Source organism: Streptomyces litchfieldiae, assembly GCF_031845365.1.
Taxonomy (GTDB): Bacteria; Actinomycetota; Actinomycetes; order Streptomycetales; family Streptomycetaceae; genus Streptomyces; species Streptomyces litchfieldiae.
Genome location: NZ_JAVREL010000015.1, coordinates 62464 through 78285 on the forward strand (window position 1 = coordinate 62464; position 15822 = coordinate 78285).

Here is a 15822-nt window from a genome sequence, read left to right on the forward strand (position 1 = left end):
GCTCTCTCTCCGGGGGTCATCGTGCTCCGGCTGATGTGTCCACGGTGTCGAGAACGCCGGGCAGAGCCGTGAGGAACGCGTCCACCTCGGCGTCGCCGATGATCAACGGCGGCGCGAGCCGCAGCACGTCGGGAGCGACGGCGTTCACCAGGATTCCGGCATTCTGGGCCGCCTGCTGCACCTGAGGCGCCAGTGGCCCGGTGAGCACGATACCGAGCAGCAGCCCGGCACCCCTGACCTGGTCCACCAGCGGGTGGCCCAACTGCCAGATCCCGTCGCGCAGTCGCTCACCGGCGTCCTTGACCCGCTGGAGCAGGTCCTCGGACTCGATCGTGTCCAGCACCGCCAGTGCGGCGGCGCAGGAGACCGGGTTGCCGCCGAAGGTGGAGCCGTGGCCGCCGGGGGTGAGCAGGTCGGCGGCCGGCCCGAAGGCCAGGGTGGCGCCTATGGGCAGCCCCCCGGCGAGCCCCTTGGCCAGGGTGACGATGTCCGGCTCGACGCCCTGCGCCTGCCCGGCGAACCAGTGCCCGGTGCGGCCGATGCCCGTCTGCACCTCGTCCAGGACCAGCAGGGTGCCGGTGGCCCGGGTGATCTCGCGGACCGCGGCGAGGTAGCCCTCGGGCGGCACGACGACGCCGTTCTCGCCCTGGATCGGCTCGATGACGACCAGCGCCGTGTCGGTGGTGACCGCGGCGCGCAGCGCCTCGGCGTCGCCGTAGGGCACATGGGTGACGTCGCCGGGCAGCGGGCCGAAGCCCCGCTGCTTGGCGGGCTGTCCGGTGAGCGCCAGCGCGCCCATGGTGCGGCCGTGGAAGCCGCCCTGGGTGGCGACCATGTGCGGGCGGCCGGTGAGCCGGCCGATCTTGAACGCCGCCTCGACCGACTCGGCGCCGGAGTTGCTGAAGTACACCCGGCCCGGGCGGCCCGCGAGCGCGAGGAGCCGTTCGGCCAGGGCGACGGGCGGCTCGGCGATGAAGAGGTTGGAGACATGGCCCAGGCGCGCCACCTGCTCGGACACCGCCCGCACGACGGCCGGGTGGCCGGTGCCCAGCGAGTTGACGGCGATGCCGCCGACGAAGTCGAGGTACTCCTTGCCGTCGGCGTCCCACAGCCGCGCGCCCTCGCCGCGGGTGAGGGCCAGGCGCGGGGCGCCGTAGTTGTCCATCAGTGCGCTCTGCCAGCGGGCGGTCAGTGAGGCGTTGCTCATGTCGGCTCTCCCAGTTCGTCGGGCACGACCATCGTCCCGATCCCCTCGTCGGTGAAGATCTCCAGCAGGATGGAGTGCTGGACCCGCCCGTCGATGACCCGCGCGGTGCGCACGCCGTTGCGCACGGCGTACAGGCACCCCTCCATCTTGGGCACCATGCCGCTGGCCAGTTCGGGCAGCAGCTTCTCCAACTGGCTCTCGGTGAGCCGGCTGATGACCTCGTCGCTGGCCGGCCAGTCCGCGTACAGGCCCTCGACGTCGGTCAGCACCATCAGCGTCTCGGCGCCGAGCGCGGCGGCCAGCGCGGCGGCGGCGGTGTCCGCGTTGATGTTGTAGACGTGGTCGTCGTCGACGCTGCGGGCGATCGACGAGATGACCGGGATGCGGCCGTCGTCCAGCAGCGCCTGGACCGCGCCGGTCTCGATGCCGGTGATGTCGCCGACCCGGCCGAGGTCGACGCGCTCGCCGTCGACGTCGGCGTAGCGCTTGGTGGCGGCCATCAGATGGGCGTCCTCGCCGGTCATCCCCACCGCGAACGGGCCGTGCCGGTTGAGCAGGCCGACCAGTTCGCGCTGGACCTGGCCGGCCAGCACCATCCGGACCACGTCCATGGTCTCGGGGGTGGTCACGCGCAGCCCGGCGCGGAACTCCGAGGTGAGGCCGAGCCGTTCGAGCTGGGCGTTGATCTGGGGGCCGCCGCCGTGCACGACGACGGGGCGCAACCCGGCGTGCCGCAGGAAGACGACGTCCTGGGCGAAGGCGGCCTTGAGCTCCTCGTCGACCATGGCGTTCCCGCCGAACTTGATGACGACGGTCTTGCCGTGGTGGCGGGTCAGCCAGGGCAGGGCCTCGATGAGGATCCGGGCCTTGGGCAGCGCGGTGTGTTTGCGGGCGGTCGTCATGACGAATAGGCGCTGTTCTCGTGTACGTAGTCGGCGGTCAGGTCGTTGGTCCAGATGACGGCGGACTCGGTCCCGGCGGCGAGGTCGGCGGTGATGGTGACCTCCCGGAAGCGCATGTCCACCAGCTCGCGGTCCTCGCCGACGGAGCCGTTCCGGCAGACCCACACGCCGTTGATCGCGACGTTGAGCCGGTCGGGCTCGAACGCGGCGGAGGTGGTGCCGATGGCCGACAGCACCCGGCCCCAGTTGGGGTCCTCGCCGTGGATGGCGCACTTGAGGAGGTTGTTGCGGGCGATGGAACGGCCGACCTCCACGGCGTCGGCCTCGCTGGCGGCGCCGACGACCTCGATGCGGATGTCCTTCGAGGCGCCCTCGGCGTCCTTGATGAGCTGCCGGGCGAGGTCGTCGCAGACGGCGGTGACCGCCTCGGTGAACTCCGACTCGTCGGGCGCCACGCCGCTGGCGCCGGAGGCCAGGAGCAGCACGGTGTCGTTGGTGGACATGCAGCCGTCGGAGTCGACCCGGTCGAACGTGGTGCGGGTGGCGGCACGCAGCGCGCGGTCCAGCGCGGCGGCGTCGAGGTCGGCGTCGGTGGTGAGGACGACCAGCATGGTGGCCAGGCCGGGGGCGAGCATGCCCGCGCCCTTGGCCATGCCGCCGACGATCCAGCCGGCGCGCTGGGCGACGGCGGTCTTGTGCACGGTGTCGGTGGTCATGATGGCGAGCGCGGCCCGCTCGCCGCCGTGCGCGGAGAGCTCGGCCGCGGCGGCGTCGACGCCGGGCAGCAGGCGGTCCATCGGCAGCCGGATGCCGATCAGGCCGGTGGAGGCGACGGCGATCTCGGCGGCGTTCAGCCCGAGCGCCCCGGCGGCGTGCTCGGCGGTGGCGTGGGTGTCCTGGAAGCCGAGGGGCCCGGTGCAGGCGTTGGCGCCCCCGGAGTTGAGCACGACGGCCGTGACGCCGCCGCCCTTGAGGACCTGCTCGGACCACAGCACGGGGGCGGCCTTGACGCGGTTGGCGGTGAAGACACCGGCGGCGGCGGTCGACGGGCCCCGGTTGACGACGAGGGCGAGGTCGGGTGCGCCGCTCTCCTTGAGGCCGGCGGCCACGCCGGCCGCGACGAACCCCTGCGCTGCGGTGACGCTCACGGGGCGACTCCGATCGTGGAAAGTCCCAGCTCCTCGGGGAGGCCGAGGGCGATGTTCATGCTCTGGACCGCGCCGCCGGCGGTCCCCTTGGTCAGGTTGTCGATGGCGCTGATCGCGATGACGCGGCCGGCGTCCTCGTCGAGGGCGACCTGGAGCAGCGCCGCGTTGGATCCGGCGACGGCGGCGGTGATGGGCCACTGGCCCTCCGGCAGCAGGCGGACGAACGGCTCGCCGGCCAGCGTCTTGGCGTACGCCTCCCGCAGGCCGGCCGCGGTGACGCCCGGCCGGGCCTTGGCGGAGCAGGTGGCGAGGATCCCGCGCGGCATGGGGGCCAGGGTGGGCGTGAAGGAAACGGTCACCCGCTCCCCGGTGACGGCGGAGAGGTTCTGGATCATCTCGGGGGTGTGCCGGTGCACGCCGCCGACGCCGTACGGGCTCATCGAGCCCATCACCTCGCTGCCGAGCAGATGCGGCTTGAGCGCCCGGCCGGCGCCGGAGGTGCCGGAGGCCGCCACGATCACGGCCTCCGGCTCGACGAGGCCCGCGGCGTAGGCGGGGAAGAGCGCGAGAGTGACCGCCGTCGGATAGCACCCGGGAACAGCGATCCGGGTGGCGCCCCGCAGGGCGTCGCGGGCGCCGGGCAGCTCGGGCAGCCCGTAGGGCCAGGTCCCGGCGTGCGGGGACCCGTAGTAACGCTCCCAGTCGGCCGCGTCCGCGAGCCGGAAGTCGGCGCCGCAGTCGACGATGAGCACGCCGTCGCCGAGCTGCTCGGCGACGGCGGCCGACTGGCCGTGCGGCAGGGCGAGGAAGACGACGTCGTGCCCGGCCAGGACCCCGGCCGTGGTCGGCTCCAGCACCCGGTCGGCCAGCGGCACAAGCTGCGGCTGGAGCGCGCCGAGCCGCTGGCCCGCGTTGGAGTTCCCGGTCAGGGCACCGATCTCGGCCCGTGGGTGCTGGAGCAGCAGGCGCAGGATCTCGCCCCCCGCGTAGCCACTCGCTCCCGCCACCGCAGCACGCACTGACATCGCCTCCTCAAGGTAATGGCATGACTATACGCACCTCAGCAGTTTTATGCAATCACGAGGGCTCACCCGGGGCCCGCTGCTGCAACTGGGCACTTCACTTGGCGGATCGGTGTGTGAGTTGGCGGGCCTGAGCGCCGGAGTTGTCGAGTGGGTGCGACATGGCGAGGCAGGCGTCACCTGATCGAGGCGACTGACACCGGCGGCCCGTTGAGTACCGGGACGCGCGCTCGGTCGACTCGGGTGACCGGCGAGCGCGCCCTGAGCGTCGGCGGCAACCGGCCCGAGCCTCCCCGGAGGCGTCAACCTGGACGGCCACTCGGCATCGACCATCGCGACCAATCCGTGCGGGCGGACGACGCGACTCCGTGACACCGGCCCGCCAGCGCGGGCCCGGGCCCGGCCTCTTGGCCGTGGAGAGCGGTTGGCTCGTCGGTCAAGCGGTGGGCCGGTGCGCCTGACGCGCCTCACGGAGAGCCACCCAGGCATCCGCCATGGGGCCGATGTGACCGAGTTTATCCGGGTTATTCACCGTGTGGATCGTCTGGAGCCGCCCGTCGAGTACGTCCAGCGCCCAGGTGCTGAGGACGTGGCCGTCTCGGTCACGGAAGATCGCGCCCGGCTGGCCGTTCACCCGTCGCGGCTCCACGACGCCGGCCCCCCTGATGACCAGCGGGACGAACACCGCGAGCACCCGGGCCACGTGCTCGGCACCGAGGATGACGGGCTGGAATCGGGGAGCTTTGCCGCCACTGTCGCCGATCATCGATACGTCGGCGGCCAGCAACTCGGTCAGCGCGTCGACATCCCCTTCCCGGAAAGCGTCGAAGAACCGTTCGGCAAGCGCGTCTCGCTCCTTTCGGTCGGCCTCAAACCGGGCCCGGCCCGCGTCCATGTGACGGCGCGCCCGCACCGCGAGCTGGTGGCACGCCGCCTCCGACCGTCCCACGGCCGATGCGATCTCCGGGAAGCCAAAGGCAAACACCTCCCGCAGCACGAAGACCGCGCGCTCGAGCGGGGTGAGCCGCTCCAGAAGGAGCAGGGCCGCCATCGACAGCGAGTCCGCCAGCTCCGCCGACCGCGCCGGATCCTCGTACGGGTCGGTCAGCAGCGGTTCGGGGAGCCACGGCCCGGCGTACTCCTCTCGCCGGACGCGAGCCGAGCGCAGTACGTCGATCGAGATCCGGGTGACCACGGTCGACAGGAACGCCTTGACCGACCCGGGCCGGGTGGAGGTGGCCTGATAGCGCAGCCAGGTCTCCTGGACCGCGTCCTCGGCCTCGCTCACACTGCCCAGGATCCGGTAGGCGATCGAGAACAGCATCGGGCGCAGCTCCTGGAACTCTTCAGTCTTCGTCACGCCGGCTCCTCCTCGAAGCTCTGCCGCCACGAGGGTCGCGCGGCTCCCGGTCGGGAAGCCGCGCCCCTCAGTCATCAGCTACCACTGCCTGCTGTTCGACTGGCAGCAGGGCCAGCCACTTGTCGATCCGCGAAGGAGCCGTGGCTGGTGGAACGCGCCGCTGTTCAGAGCCGACGTCACCAGGGCACCGGGCCGTCCTCGCCGAAGAACCCGGCGGTCGGTCCGTCTGCGCCGAGGGTGGCCAGGCGCACCACGACTGCGGCACCCTGCGCGACCGTGAGGAAGCCTGTGTGATTGTTGCTGTCCGTGTCGACGTAGCCGGGAGCGGCCGCGTTGACGAGGACACCGTCCTTGCGCAGTTCATTGGCGTACTGCACGGTCAGCGCGGTCAGCGCGCTCTTGGACGGCGAGTACGCCGCAGACGGCAGCAGCGCGGCAAAGGGTCCGTCCGGATCGCTGGTGAGGGTCAGCGACGCGGCGTGACTGCTGACGTTGACGACGCGCGGCGCCGGCGACCGCCGCAGCAGCGGCAACATGGCGTTGGTCACCGAGATCACCCCAAAGACATTGGTCTCGAACACCGCCCGGACCATGTCGAGTTTGACGGAGCTGGGGATCTGATCGTGGGCGTCTTCGGGCGAGACCGGTCCGGAGCCGGTGATGCCGGCGTTGTTGATCAGCACGTCGAGGTGGCCGAAGCGCTCCTCAACCAGCTTCGCGGCCTCGCGGACGGTGGCCTGGTCGGTGACGTCCAAGGTGACCGCGTGCGCGTCGCCGCCTGCCACGCGCATCGCCGCTGCTGCCTCCTCGCCATGCCGCGGGTCTCTGGCGCCGATCAGGACCGTCATGTCCAGCGCGGCGAGTTGCTCGGCAACCCCACGGCCTATCCCCTTGTTCGCCCCGGTGACCAGCGCGACCTTCTGGTGTGTGGTCTCCTCGCTCATGACCAGCTCCTTGCTGTCGAGGTGGGTTCTTCTCAGAACCCGTCTTCGCAACCTGAGACGAGACAGCCCGGCCACCACTGACATGCGGACAGAATCGCCGCTCTCGGTCGAGATGCTCTTGCCAGGGGCAGGCAGGATGGTCCACTCGCCTTCGAGGTTCACCGGTGGCCCGAGCGCCACGAACGGAGCGCCGCATCTTCCCGCTGCTCGCCGCCGCACTGACCACGTACTCCTCCAGGCTCGTTACCCACATCAACGAGCGGGCCCGCCAACTGGAACACCCAGTCGCCGGCTCGGGCTCTCGTCCGCCAAGGGAAGCGCTCAGTGGTACTGGCCGCGATCGTGTGCGTCGCCACCTCGGGCTGCGCCTGGCGGCAACTGCCGTCCGCGTCTCCCGGCAAGTACGGCCAGGCACATCCGGATGCGGGGCGCGCACGGTGAACTTGGCCCTCTGGCTGGGCACGGCGGGAGCCGGGGGCACGTAACCTGCGTGGGGGCGCCGGATGTTGGCGCCGGGCCATGGGTGCAGGGTGAGGAAGGGGGCCGGGGTGGAGCCGCTGAGGGCCGGGGACCCGGAGAAGGTGGGTGGGTTCGGGTTGCGGGGCCGGCTGGGTGCCGGCGGGATGGGCGAGGTGTTCCTGGGCCGGTCGCCGAGTGGGCGGGCGGTGGCGGTGAAGGTGGTGTATCCACATCTGGCGCGGCAGGGGGAGTTCCGGCGGCGGTTCACGCGGGAGGTGGCGGCGGCGCGGGCGGTGGGCGGGGCGTCGGGCCATCGGCATCGACTTCGGCACGACGAACTCGGCCGTCGCCGTCCTGGAAGGGGGCGAGGTCTCGCTGATCCCCAACGCCCAGGGCGCGCACACCACTCCCAGCCTGGTGGCCCTCACCGCCGAGGGGGACGTCCTCGTCGACACGGCCGCCGAGCGGCAGGCCCTCACCAACCCCGGTTACACCCCGCGCGCCGCCAAGCTGAAGCTGGGCACCGGCTGGCGTGTCACGCGGGGCGACATCCGGCTGACCGCCGAGGACGTCGCCGGGCTGGTTCTCGCCCGCCTGCGCCAGGACGCCGAGGCATACCTCGGCTGCCCGGTCACCGACGCGGTGCTGGCGGTGCCCGCCGGTTTCCGTCGCGACCAGCGGGCCGCGCTGGTCCGGGCCGCCGGGCAGGCCGGGCTCAACGTCCTGCGGCTGATCAACGAGCCCTCGGCCGTGGCGATGGCCTACGGCCCGCACCGGGACGACTGCACCGTCCTGATCTTCGATCTCGGCGGGGGCACCCTCGACGTCTCCCTCATCGGACTCGGCGACGGTGTCGTGTACGTCAAGGCCACCGCCGGCGACAGCCGGCTCGGCGGCGACGACTGGGACCTGCGGATCGTCGAGCACCTGACCGAGCGCGTACGGCGGCGGCACGGCGTGGATCTCACCGGCGACTTCGCCGCGACCCAGCGGCTGCGCGAGGCGGCCGAGGCGGCGAAGATCGAGCTGTCGGCGGCGCACACCACGCCCCTCCGGCTGCCCTACCTCGCCATTGGACCGGACGGTCCCGTCCACCTCGAAGAGGATCTGACCCGCGAGGAGTTCGAGACGCTCACCCGGGATCTGCTGGAACGCTGCCGAACCCCCGTCGAACGCGTCCTCGCCGACGCCGAGCACACGCTCGCCGACATCGACCGGGTCGTTCTGACGGGCGGCGCCGCCCGGATGCCCGCGGTGGGCGACCTGATCCGCCGGCTCACGGACGGCCGTGAGCCCTACCGGGGCCCGATCCCCGGGGCTGTCGCCAGCGGCGCCGTTTTTCAGGCGGGCATCCTGACCGGTGAGGTGAAGGACATGACGCTCCTCGATGCCACCCCCTACTCGATCGGCATCGAAACCAACGAGGGGACCACGACGAAGCTGATCGAGCGGAACACGACGTTCCCCACGAAGCGCTCCGAGATCTTCACCACGCACACGGACCACCAGCCCACGGCGGTGCTCCACGTCGTGGAGGGCGAGCGGGAGGACGCGGCTCGCAACCGGACCCTTGCGGTCCTCGAACTCGCCCTGCCACCCGCTCCCCGCGGCGTGCCGCAGATCGAGGTGACGGCCGACTGCGACGCCAACAGCATTCTCCACATCACGGTCAGGGACCTGGGCACGGGCAACGAGACGGCCGTCACCATCGACCAGGCGACGATGGAACGGGCGGCCGCGCTCCTCCGCTCCTCCCGCTGGGCCGGCCTGCGCGGTCTCGCCCCTGCGACTCAAGCCTTCTAGGGCCTGTATCGAGTTCCCGGTCGGATCAGCCCGCGGCGTCAGACGCGGTGCCCCCCCAGGCCCTTGGGGGCCTGGGAGGTACCCCCAGCAAGGCACCGGATCGCAGCTCATACCCGGCCGTATTCGCGCGATTCGGCTGGGGGCACCTCCCAGACGGAGTCTGGGGGAGCGGCGAGGTGCCGTGACTGGCGTCGCGGGCCCGGGCGGGAACTCGATACAGGCCCTAAGGGCTCGTCTCATGTGGTCAGTCCGCAGTGGCGGACAAGGGCAGGCGATACTGGTGAAGGCGGCTGTGGGGCGGCGGCAGCCGCCGGGCCAGGCCATGGTGTGTGCGTTGGTCCAGCGGTGGCGCCCAGTCGCTGTGAGGTCTCGGCGCCCTTGCCGACGATACGATGTGCGATGCCCACTCGCACAGCCATCGTCGCAGGTGGGAGTAGTCGTATCCCTTGTCGCGGCGTCGCCGTCCACGGCGGCCCGTTCGGTGGTCGGATGGATCTTCGAGCCGTACCTGCCCCGGTCGACAGGATGCGGACCTGTCAGGTCTCCCTTTTCCAAGCTCGTACGTTCACGGCGTCGACGGGGCAGCGGGTCCGGTCCAACTCACCGCGGGAGCCGGGTTCCTCCAGGACCAAGCAGTGGAGCCCGGCCCAGACTTCCGGCCTTCGCCCACTCGGCGAACCGCCGGTGAGCCGTCGCGCCCGGGCGTCACGTATGGCGAAACCCGTAAGCTGAGGCGCTCAGTCCCACGGCTGTGACATCGGCCGGCGGGTGGCTCTCCCGCTGGGCACTGTCGGTGCGGCGTGCCACCATGCCCACGTGACCAGCACCACCACCACCGAACAGCACCTGCGGAACCTCGCGCGGCTGCGCCGCGTCCGCGACCGGATCGACCGGGAGTACGCGCGGCCGCTGGACGTCGAGGCGCTCGCCCGCGACGCGCACATGTCGGCCGGGCATCTCAGCCGGCAGTTCCGGCTCGCCTACGGCGAGTCGCCCTACGGCTATCTGATGACGCGGCGCATCGAGCGCGCGATGGCGCTGCTGCGCCGTGGCGACCTCAGCGTCACCGAGGTCTGCTTCGCCGTCGGCTGCTCGTCGCTGGGCACGTTCAGCACGCGCTTCACCGAACTGGTCGGTGTGCCGCCCAGCGTCTACCGGCGCCAGGCCGCCCAGGCGACGGCGGGCATGCCGTCGTGCCTGGCGAAACAGGTGACCAGACCGATCAGGAATCGAGAAGCCCCGCTCAGCGAGCCGCGCCTAGCCTGATGGCCATGGACATCACCATTCACACCAGCTTTCTCCCGCACGACGACCCCGAGGCGTCCCTGGCCTTCTTCCGCGACGTCCTCGGCTTCGAGGTCCGCAACGACGTCGGCAGCGGCAAGATGCGCTGGATCACGGTCGGCCCGCCGAACCAGCCCAGCACGTCCATCCTCCTGGCGCCGCCGGCCACGGACCCCGGCATCACTGACGACGAGCGCCGCACCATCACCGAGATGATGGCCAAGGGCACCTTCGGCTGGATCCTCCTGGCCACCACCGACCTCGACGCCACCTTCGAGAAGGTGCGGGCCCACGACGTCGAGGTCGTCCAGGAGCCGACCGAGCAGCCGTACGGCATGCGGGACTGCGCCTTCCGCGATCCCGCGGGCAACCTGATCCGTATCCAGGAGGCACGCAGAGCCGCCGGGCGATCGCGGCCCTGACCCGCGCGCACGACGTCGGTGGCGGCGGCCCGGTGCCCGCCGCCACCGACGAGGAATGACCAGATGTACCGATCGAAGCCGGTCGGAGGAAGCCGGGCGACGCCGACGGAGACCGCGGAGCCGGGCCCCGCATTCACAGGTGGAGAAGGAAACGATGAGCATGACCCCGGGCCCGGAGACGCGGTCGCCCGCGCCGCGCGCCGCCGACAGCCACGAACTGATCCGTGTGCAGGGCGCCCGCGAGAACAACCTCAAGGACGTCAGCCTGGAGATCCCGAAGCGCCGGCTGACGGTGTTCACCGGCGTCTCCGGCTCGGGCAAGAGCTCGCTGGTGTTCGGCACGATCGCCGCGGAGTCGCAGCGGATGATCAACGAGACCTACAGCGCGTTCCTCCAGGGCTTCATGCCGACGCTGGCGCGGCCGGACGTCGACGTGCTGGAAGGGCTGACGACCGCGATCATCGTCGACCAGGAGCGGATGGGCGCCAACGCCCGTTCCACGGTCGGCACCGCCACCGACGCCAACGCGCTGCTGCGCATCCTGTTCAGCCGGCTCGGGCAGCCGCACATAGGCTCGCCCAACGCGTTCTCCTTCAACGTCGCCTCGATCCGGGCGTCCGGCGCGATCACCGTCGAGCGCGGCGACCGCAAGACCGTGAAGGCGACCTACACCCGCACCGGCGGCATGTGCCAGCGCTGCGAGGGCATGGGCAGCGTGACCGACATCGACCTCGCCCAGCTCTACGACGAGAACAAGTCGCTGGCCGAGGGCGCGATCACCGTCCCCGGCTACAAGGCCGACGGCTGGTCGGTGCGGTTCTTCACCGAGTCGGGCTTCTTCGACCCGGACAAGCCGATCCGGGACTACACCGAGACCGAGCTGCACAACTTCCTGCACCGCGAGCCGGGCAAGGTGAAGATCAACGGCGTCAACATGACCTACGAGGGGCTGGTCCCCCGGGTCCAGAAGTCGTTCCTCTCCAAGGACCGGGAGGCGATGCAGCCGCACATCCGGGCCTTCGTGGACCGCGCGGTCACCTTCACCACCTGCCCCGAGTGCGACGGCACCCGGCTCAGCGAGGCGGCCCGGTCGTCGAAGATCAACGGGATCAGCATCGCCGACGCCTGCGCGATGCAGATCAGTGACCTGGCCGAGTGGGTCCGCGGCCTCGATGAGCCTGGGGGCACCACCCGCGCGTACGGTGGCGTCAGCCACGCGTGGGGGACGGTGGCGCCGCTGCTCGCCACGCTGCTGCACACCCTCGACTCGTTCGTGGAGATCGGGCTGGGCTACCTCTCGCTCGACCGGCCGTCGGGCACGCTGTCGGGCGGCGAGGCTCAGCGCACGAAGATGATCCGCCACCTCGGCTCGTCGCTCACCGACGTGACCTATGTCTTCGACGAGCCCACCATCGGCCTGCACCCGCACGACATCCAGCGGATGAACGACCTGCTGCTGCGGCTGCGGGACAAGGGCAACACGGTGCTCGTGGTGGAGCACAAGCCCGAGTCGATCGCGATCGCCGACCACGTCGTCGACCTCGGCCCCGGCGCCGGCACGGCGGGCGGCTCCGTCTGCTTCGAGGGCACGGTCGAGGGGCTGCGGGCCGGCGGCACCCTCACCGGCCGCCATCTCGACGACCGGGCCGCCCTCAAGGAGACGGTGCGGAAGCCCACCGGCGCGTTGGAGATCCGCGGCGCCACCTCGCACAACGTGCGCGACGTCGACGTCGACATCCCGCTCGGCGTGCTGGTCGCCGTCACCGGCGTGGCGGGCTCCGGCAAGAGCTCGCTGATCCACGGCTCGGTGGCCGGCCGGGACGGAGTGGTGGCCATCGACCAGGGCGCGATCCGCGGCTCGCGCCGGAGCAACCCGGCGACGTACACCGGGCTGCTCGACCCGATCCGCAAGGCGTTCGCGAAGGCCAACGGCGTCAAGCCGGCGCTGTTCAGCGCCAACTCCGAGGGCGCCTGCCCCAACTGCAACGGCGCCGGCGTCATCTACACCGACCTCGGGATGATGGCGGGCGTCACCACCACCTGCGAGGAGTGCGAGGGCAAGCGGTTCCAGGCGTCGGTGCTGGAATACCACCTCGGCGGCCGCGACATCAGCGAGGTGCTCGCGATGTCGGTGACCGAGGCCGAGCAGTTCTTCGGCTCCGGAGAGGCGCGCACCCCGGCCGCGCACGCCATCCTGGACCGGCTCGCCGACGTCGGCCTCGGCTACCTCAGCCTCGGCCAGCCGCTCACCACGCTGTCCGGCGGCGAGCGGCAGCGGCTCAAGCTGGCCACCCACATGGCCGAGAAGGGCGGTGTCTACATCCTCGACGAGCCGACCACCGGCCTCCACCTGGCCGATGTCGAGCAGTTGCTCGGCCTGCTGGACCGGCTCGTCGACTCCGGCAAGTCGGTCATCGTCATCGAGCACCACCAGGCGGTCATGGCACACGCCGACTGGATCATCGACCTCGGCCCCGGCGCGGGTCACGACGGCGGCCGGATCGTCTTCGAGGGCACACCGGCCGACCTCGTCGCCGGCCGCTCCACCCTCACCGGCGAGCACCTCGCGGCCTACGTCGGCGCCTGACCGAGTGGTCGGCGAACGCCGCGCCCGGGGACGCGTGTCCTCACGGGGCGCCGGGCGGCTGTGGGCCGTCGCCCGGCGCCGCGAAGGCGCCGTCGGTCAGGACGGGGACCAGCGGGCACGCGTTCAGCTCCGTCGCGATCGACACGTCGTCGGGGAACCCGCCGTCGATCAACTCCCGCCCGGACACGCTCTCCCGAACGTCCCCGGCCACGTCCCCGGACGAGGTGAACGCGTCCGCCGCCGTCCCGGCCTCCGGCGACAGCGACGCGCGGCCGCTCTCCCGCAGCGCGGCGATCACCGCCCCGGCCCCGAGCAGATCCTCCAGCGCGCGGCGCAGGCTGCCGTCGGGCCGGAGTTCCCCGGCGGCGATCACGCCGACCGGCCGCTCGGCCGTGCCGTGGCCGTACTCGGCCAGCCACGCGCCCACGGCGGCGCCGTTCCGCAGACACGCGGCCACCACCATCGCCCCGTCGGCGGCGGCCGAGATCGCCGATCCGTTGGGCGAGGGGAGCACCAGCCGGGGCGTGAAGGGAGCACGGCGCAGCGCGGCCGGCGACAGTGACCACGGCGCGTCCGGGCGCGTGGCCCGGCGCCCCACGGCCAGCCGGGCGCCCACCCGCTCGGCGAACGTCACGGCGGTCCCGTCCCGCCAGGCGTAGGGGAACACCCGGGTGCCTGCCTCGACGGCGACCGAGACCGATGTGGTGAACGACAGCACGTCGACGACCACCAGACAGGACACCCCGCCCGCGAGGCGCTTCGCCCCCGCCGGCCCCCAGTCGAACCGCACCCCGGGGCCCGGCCGCGCACCCGCCGTCACGACGCGGACCCGGCGCCGCGGTTGGCGAGGTGGTTCGCGGAGAGCAGCCACCGCCACCGCCGGCGTTCCGTGCCGAGTGTGGCCGCGGCCAGCAGCGTCACGGGCACCGCCGCCCAGCCGGGCCAGGCCAGCCACGCGGAGACCACGGCGGCGACGAGTTGGAGGAGCACCAGCAGGATCGTGGCCCAGCCCGGCACCGCGATGATCACCGCCGCCTTGTCCCCCGGCGTGGCGAACAGCGTCGGAAGGCCGATCAGAACCGCCACGGACAGCGCGGCGAGCAGCCAGGAATGGCCGGCCAGGGCCCAGGGGGTGGCCACCCAGGCGATGAGTTCCGTCAGGAAGCGGAGGAAGGACGCGGCCCGGTCGTCCGGTCGTGCCAGAACCCTCTCGCCGGAGGCGGCGTCGGTCACTCGCGGACGATCTCATGGCGCGCGACCGGTTGCCAGGGGCCGGCCGGTGAGCGGTCCTGAAGCCCCGCGCCCGCCGCCTCCAGGGCCGCCCCGGTGCGGTAGAGCTCGATGAGCAGGGGCCGCAGGGCACGTCCGGCCGGGGTGAGGCGGTAACGGGTGCGGACCGGGAATCCGCCGAGCCGGTCGCGGGCCACCAGACCGCGCTCCGCCAGCACGCGCAGCCGGTCGGTGAGCACCTTGGCGCTGATCTCGGGCAGCCGCTCACGCAGGCCGCCGAAGGAGTGCGGCCCGTGCATCAGCTCCCGCAGCACGAGCGTCGTCCAGCGCCCCGCGACGGCGGCGAGGGCGACCTCGACCGGGCAGCCGGGCTCGGGACGCCCGGTGCGCCCGCGCTCGTCGGGCACCAACTCGCCGTCCCAGTCGCCGCGTCGGCCCGAGGGGGTCCCGGCGTGGGTTTCCGTTTGGTGAGCCACGCCGCCGCCGGATTGGCTGCGGTCATGAGCATCGAATCGAACATCGTGCCTGGCCATGCCCCCACTGTTTCGCTGACCACCGACCCGGGGCAACACCCGGCCGCGTTCGCCGAGGCGTTCAACAGCGGCAGCGCCGCCGCGGTGGGGCAGGTCTACGAGCCCGGCGCCGTCTTCGTCCCCGCCCCCGGCCGGCCGGTCACGGGTGACTCCCTGGCCGAGGCCACGGCCGACTTCCTCGGCCTGGGCCTGCCGATCACGGTCCTCCCCCGGCACACCTACGTCGCCGACGACATCGCCCTGCTGATCGTCGACTGGGTCATCGACGGCCCCGGGCCGGACGGCGAACACGTCCACATCGAGGGCACGGCCACGGACGTGGCACGCCGTGGCGCGGACGGCCTGTGGCGCTACGTGATCGACAATCCGTTCGGCACCGCCCACGCCCCGCGTTGACAGGCAAACGCCGTCACCGAGCGCTGGATCAGCCGGTACGACCGTGCGCGCCGACTGTCCTATCAGTCCGGAACGCGCCCCGGCCGGCGGTTCGCCGGGATCGCGCAGGCCGGGGTGCCGCCCGGCATCCGGTGGCGGTTGACGGCGATGATCCGGTAGGCACCGTGCGCCGCCCAGCGGACCACCGGCAGGGACAGCACCGCGCCCAGGACCGCCCACGCGCCCCCGGCGCTCAACAGCGCCTTGGCAACGGCCCGCGCGCCGCCGTACACCCGACCCCGGGGCGTGACCCACAGCACCTCGTGCTCCGCCCGGCGGCGGGTGACGCCCAGGCCGTCGAGATCGGCGAACTGCCAGGGCACGATCTCGCAGCGCGGCCGGACGCGCCGCTCGGCGAACTGCACGGAAGAGGTGCAGAACGCGCAGTCTCCGTCGTAGACGAGCACAGGGGGGGTCCGCATGGCCCCATCCTCCCCCGCCGCCCGGAACGCCCGGCCGGGGGGGCCGCCCACGGGAGGGGCCGAG

The 15822-nt window shown here is 72.2% G+C and carries 15 protein-coding genes and 1 pseudogene; 5 read left to right on the plus strand and 11 right to left on the minus strand.

Annotation, left to right across the window (positions count from 1 at the left end; genetic code table 11):
• Positions 1-16: 16 nt before the first annotated feature.
• From RM590_RS23910 to RM590_RS23935, 6 genes are all read right to left on the minus strand, one after another.
• Positions 17-1207 (minus strand): acetylornithine transaminase, encoded by a 1191-nt coding sequence (locus RM590_RS23910; protein WP_311706751.1) that lies wholly within the window; start codon positions 1205-1207, stop codon positions 17-19.
• The gene (gene argB, locus RM590_RS23915; protein WP_311706752.1) at positions 1204-2109 is read right to left on the minus strand and encodes an acetylglutamate kinase; all 906 of its coding nucleotides are present in this window, start codon (positions 2107-2109) and stop codon (positions 1204-1206) included. The genes RM590_RS23910 and argB overlap by 4 nt, the downstream gene beginning before the upstream one ends.
• Complete coding sequence (argJ, locus tag RM590_RS23920) at positions 2106-3257, minus strand: bifunctional glutamate N-acetyltransferase/amino-acid acetyltransferase ArgJ (protein WP_311706753.1); 1152 nt, start codon at positions 3255-3257, stop codon at positions 2106-2108. Before argJ ends, argB begins: the two co-directional genes overlap by 4 nt.
• Positions 3254-4282, minus strand: a complete 1029-nt coding sequence (argC, locus tag RM590_RS23925; RefSeq protein WP_311706754.1) for an N-acetyl-gamma-glutamyl-phosphate reductase — start codon at positions 4280-4282, stop codon at positions 3254-3256. Before argC ends, argJ begins: the two co-directional genes overlap by 4 nt.
• A 433-nt stretch (positions 4283-4715) precedes the next feature.
• Positions 4716-5639 (minus strand): RNA polymerase sigma-70 factor, encoded by a 924-nt coding sequence (locus tag RM590_RS23930; RefSeq protein WP_311706863.1) that lies wholly within the window; start codon positions 5637-5639, stop codon positions 4716-4718.
• A 176-nt stretch (positions 5640-5815) separates the two neighbouring features.
• Positions 5816-6583 (minus strand): SDR family oxidoreductase, encoded by a 768-nt coding sequence (locus RM590_RS23935; RefSeq protein ID WP_311706755.1) that lies wholly within the window; start codon positions 6581-6583, stop codon positions 5816-5818.
• Positions 6584-7360: 777 nt separating this feature from the next.
• On the opposite strand from RM590_RS23935, the gene RM590_RS23940 reads away from it, so the two are divergent.
• On the plus strand, positions 7361-8845 hold the full coding sequence (locus RM590_RS23940; RefSeq protein ID WP_449657250.1) for an Hsp70 family protein: 1485 nt from the start codon (positions 7361-7363) through the stop codon (positions 8843-8845).
• Between the two features lie 297 nt (positions 8846-9142).
• Here RM590_RS23940 and RM590_RS23945 read toward each other — a convergent pair.
• Positions 9143-9544 (minus strand): annotated as a pseudogene (locus RM590_RS23945) (IS5/IS1182 family transposase); the annotation flags it as partial.
• Positions 9545-9661: 117 nt separating this feature from the next.
• On the opposite strand from RM590_RS23945, the gene RM590_RS23950 reads away from it, so the two are divergent.
• From RM590_RS23950 to RM590_RS23960, 3 genes are all read left to right on the plus strand, one after another.
• Positions 9662-10111, plus strand: coding sequence for a helix-turn-helix transcriptional regulator (locus RM590_RS23950; protein WP_311706756.1), 450 nt, complete (start codon positions 9662-9664; stop codon positions 10109-10111).
• Positions 10112-10116: 5 nt separating this feature from the next.
• Positions 10117-10551 (plus strand): VOC family protein, encoded by a 435-nt coding sequence (locus RM590_RS23955; protein ID WP_311706757.1) that lies wholly within the window; start codon positions 10117-10119, stop codon positions 10549-10551.
• Between the two features lie 154 nt (positions 10552-10705).
• Positions 10706-13138, plus strand: a complete 2433-nt coding sequence (locus RM590_RS23960; protein WP_311706758.1) for an excinuclease ABC subunit UvrA — start codon at positions 10706-10708, stop codon at positions 13136-13138.
• A gap of 40 nt (positions 13139-13178) precedes the next feature.
• Here RM590_RS23960 and RM590_RS23965 read toward each other — a convergent pair whose 3' ends face one another.
• From RM590_RS23965 to RM590_RS23975, 3 genes are read right to left on the minus strand one after another with little or no spacing between them, the layout of a single operon-like run.
• The gene (locus tag RM590_RS23965) at positions 13179-13958 is read right to left on the minus strand and encodes a 2-phosphosulfolactate phosphatase (protein ID WP_311706759.1); all 780 of its coding nucleotides are present in this window, start codon (positions 13956-13958) and stop codon (positions 13179-13181) included.
• Positions 13955-14371: a hypothetical protein gene (locus RM590_RS23970; RefSeq protein ID WP_394813959.1), complete on the minus strand. Its 417-nt coding sequence runs from the start codon at positions 14369-14371 to the stop codon at positions 13955-13957. The genes RM590_RS23965 and RM590_RS23970 overlap by 4 nt, the downstream gene beginning before the upstream one ends.
• A complete protein-coding gene (locus RM590_RS23975) occupies positions 14368-14844 on the minus strand; it encodes a winged helix-turn-helix transcriptional regulator (RefSeq protein WP_311706760.1) in 477 nt (158 codons plus the stop codon). Before RM590_RS23975 ends, RM590_RS23970 begins: the two co-directional genes overlap by 4 nt.
• Positions 14845-14868: 24 nt before the next feature.
• Here RM590_RS23975 and RM590_RS23980 point away from each other — a divergent pair, with 24 nt between their 5' ends.
• A complete protein-coding gene (locus tag RM590_RS23980; protein ID WP_311706761.1) occupies positions 14869-15297 on the plus strand; it encodes a YybH family protein in 429 nt (142 codons plus the stop codon).
• A gap of 62 nt (positions 15298-15359) precedes the next feature.
• Here RM590_RS23980 and RM590_RS23985 read toward each other — a convergent pair whose 3' ends face one another.
• Positions 15360-15758 (minus strand): thiol-disulfide oxidoreductase DCC family protein, encoded by a 399-nt coding sequence (locus RM590_RS23985; protein WP_311706762.1) that lies wholly within the window; start codon positions 15756-15758, stop codon positions 15360-15362.
• Between the last annotated feature and the right edge of the window lie 64 nt (positions 15759-15822).

Coding starts and splice junctions, on each gene's coding strand:
- RM590_RS23910 (WP_311706751.1), bottom strand. CDS start 1,207: ATGAGCAACGCCTCACTGACCGCCCGCTGGCAGAGCGCACTGATGGAC.
- argB (WP_311706752.1), bottom strand. CDS start 2,109: ATGACGACCGCCCGCAAACACACCGCGCTGCCCAAGGCCCGGATCCTC.
- RM590_RS23960 (WP_311706758.1), top strand. CDS start 10,706: ATGAGCATGACCCCGGGCCCGGAGACGCGGTCGCCCGCGCCGCGCGCC.
- argC (WP_311706754.1), bottom strand. CDS start 4,282: ATGTCAGTGCGTGCTGCGGTGGCGGGAGCGAGTGGCTACGCGGGGGGC.
- RM590_RS23935 (WP_311706755.1), bottom strand. CDS start 6,583: ATGAGCGAGGAGACCACACACCAGAAGGTCGCGCTGGTCACCGGGGCG.
- RM590_RS23985 (WP_311706762.1), bottom strand. CDS start 15,758: ATGCGGACCCCCCCTGTGCTCGTCTACGACGGAGACTGCGCGTTCTGC.
- RM590_RS23955 (WP_311706757.1), top strand. CDS start 10,117: ATGGACATCACCATTCACACCAGCTTTCTCCCGCACGACGACCCCGAG.
- RM590_RS23980 (WP_311706761.1), top strand. CDS start 14,869: ATGAGCATCGAATCGAACATCGTGCCTGGCCATGCCCCCACTGTTTCG.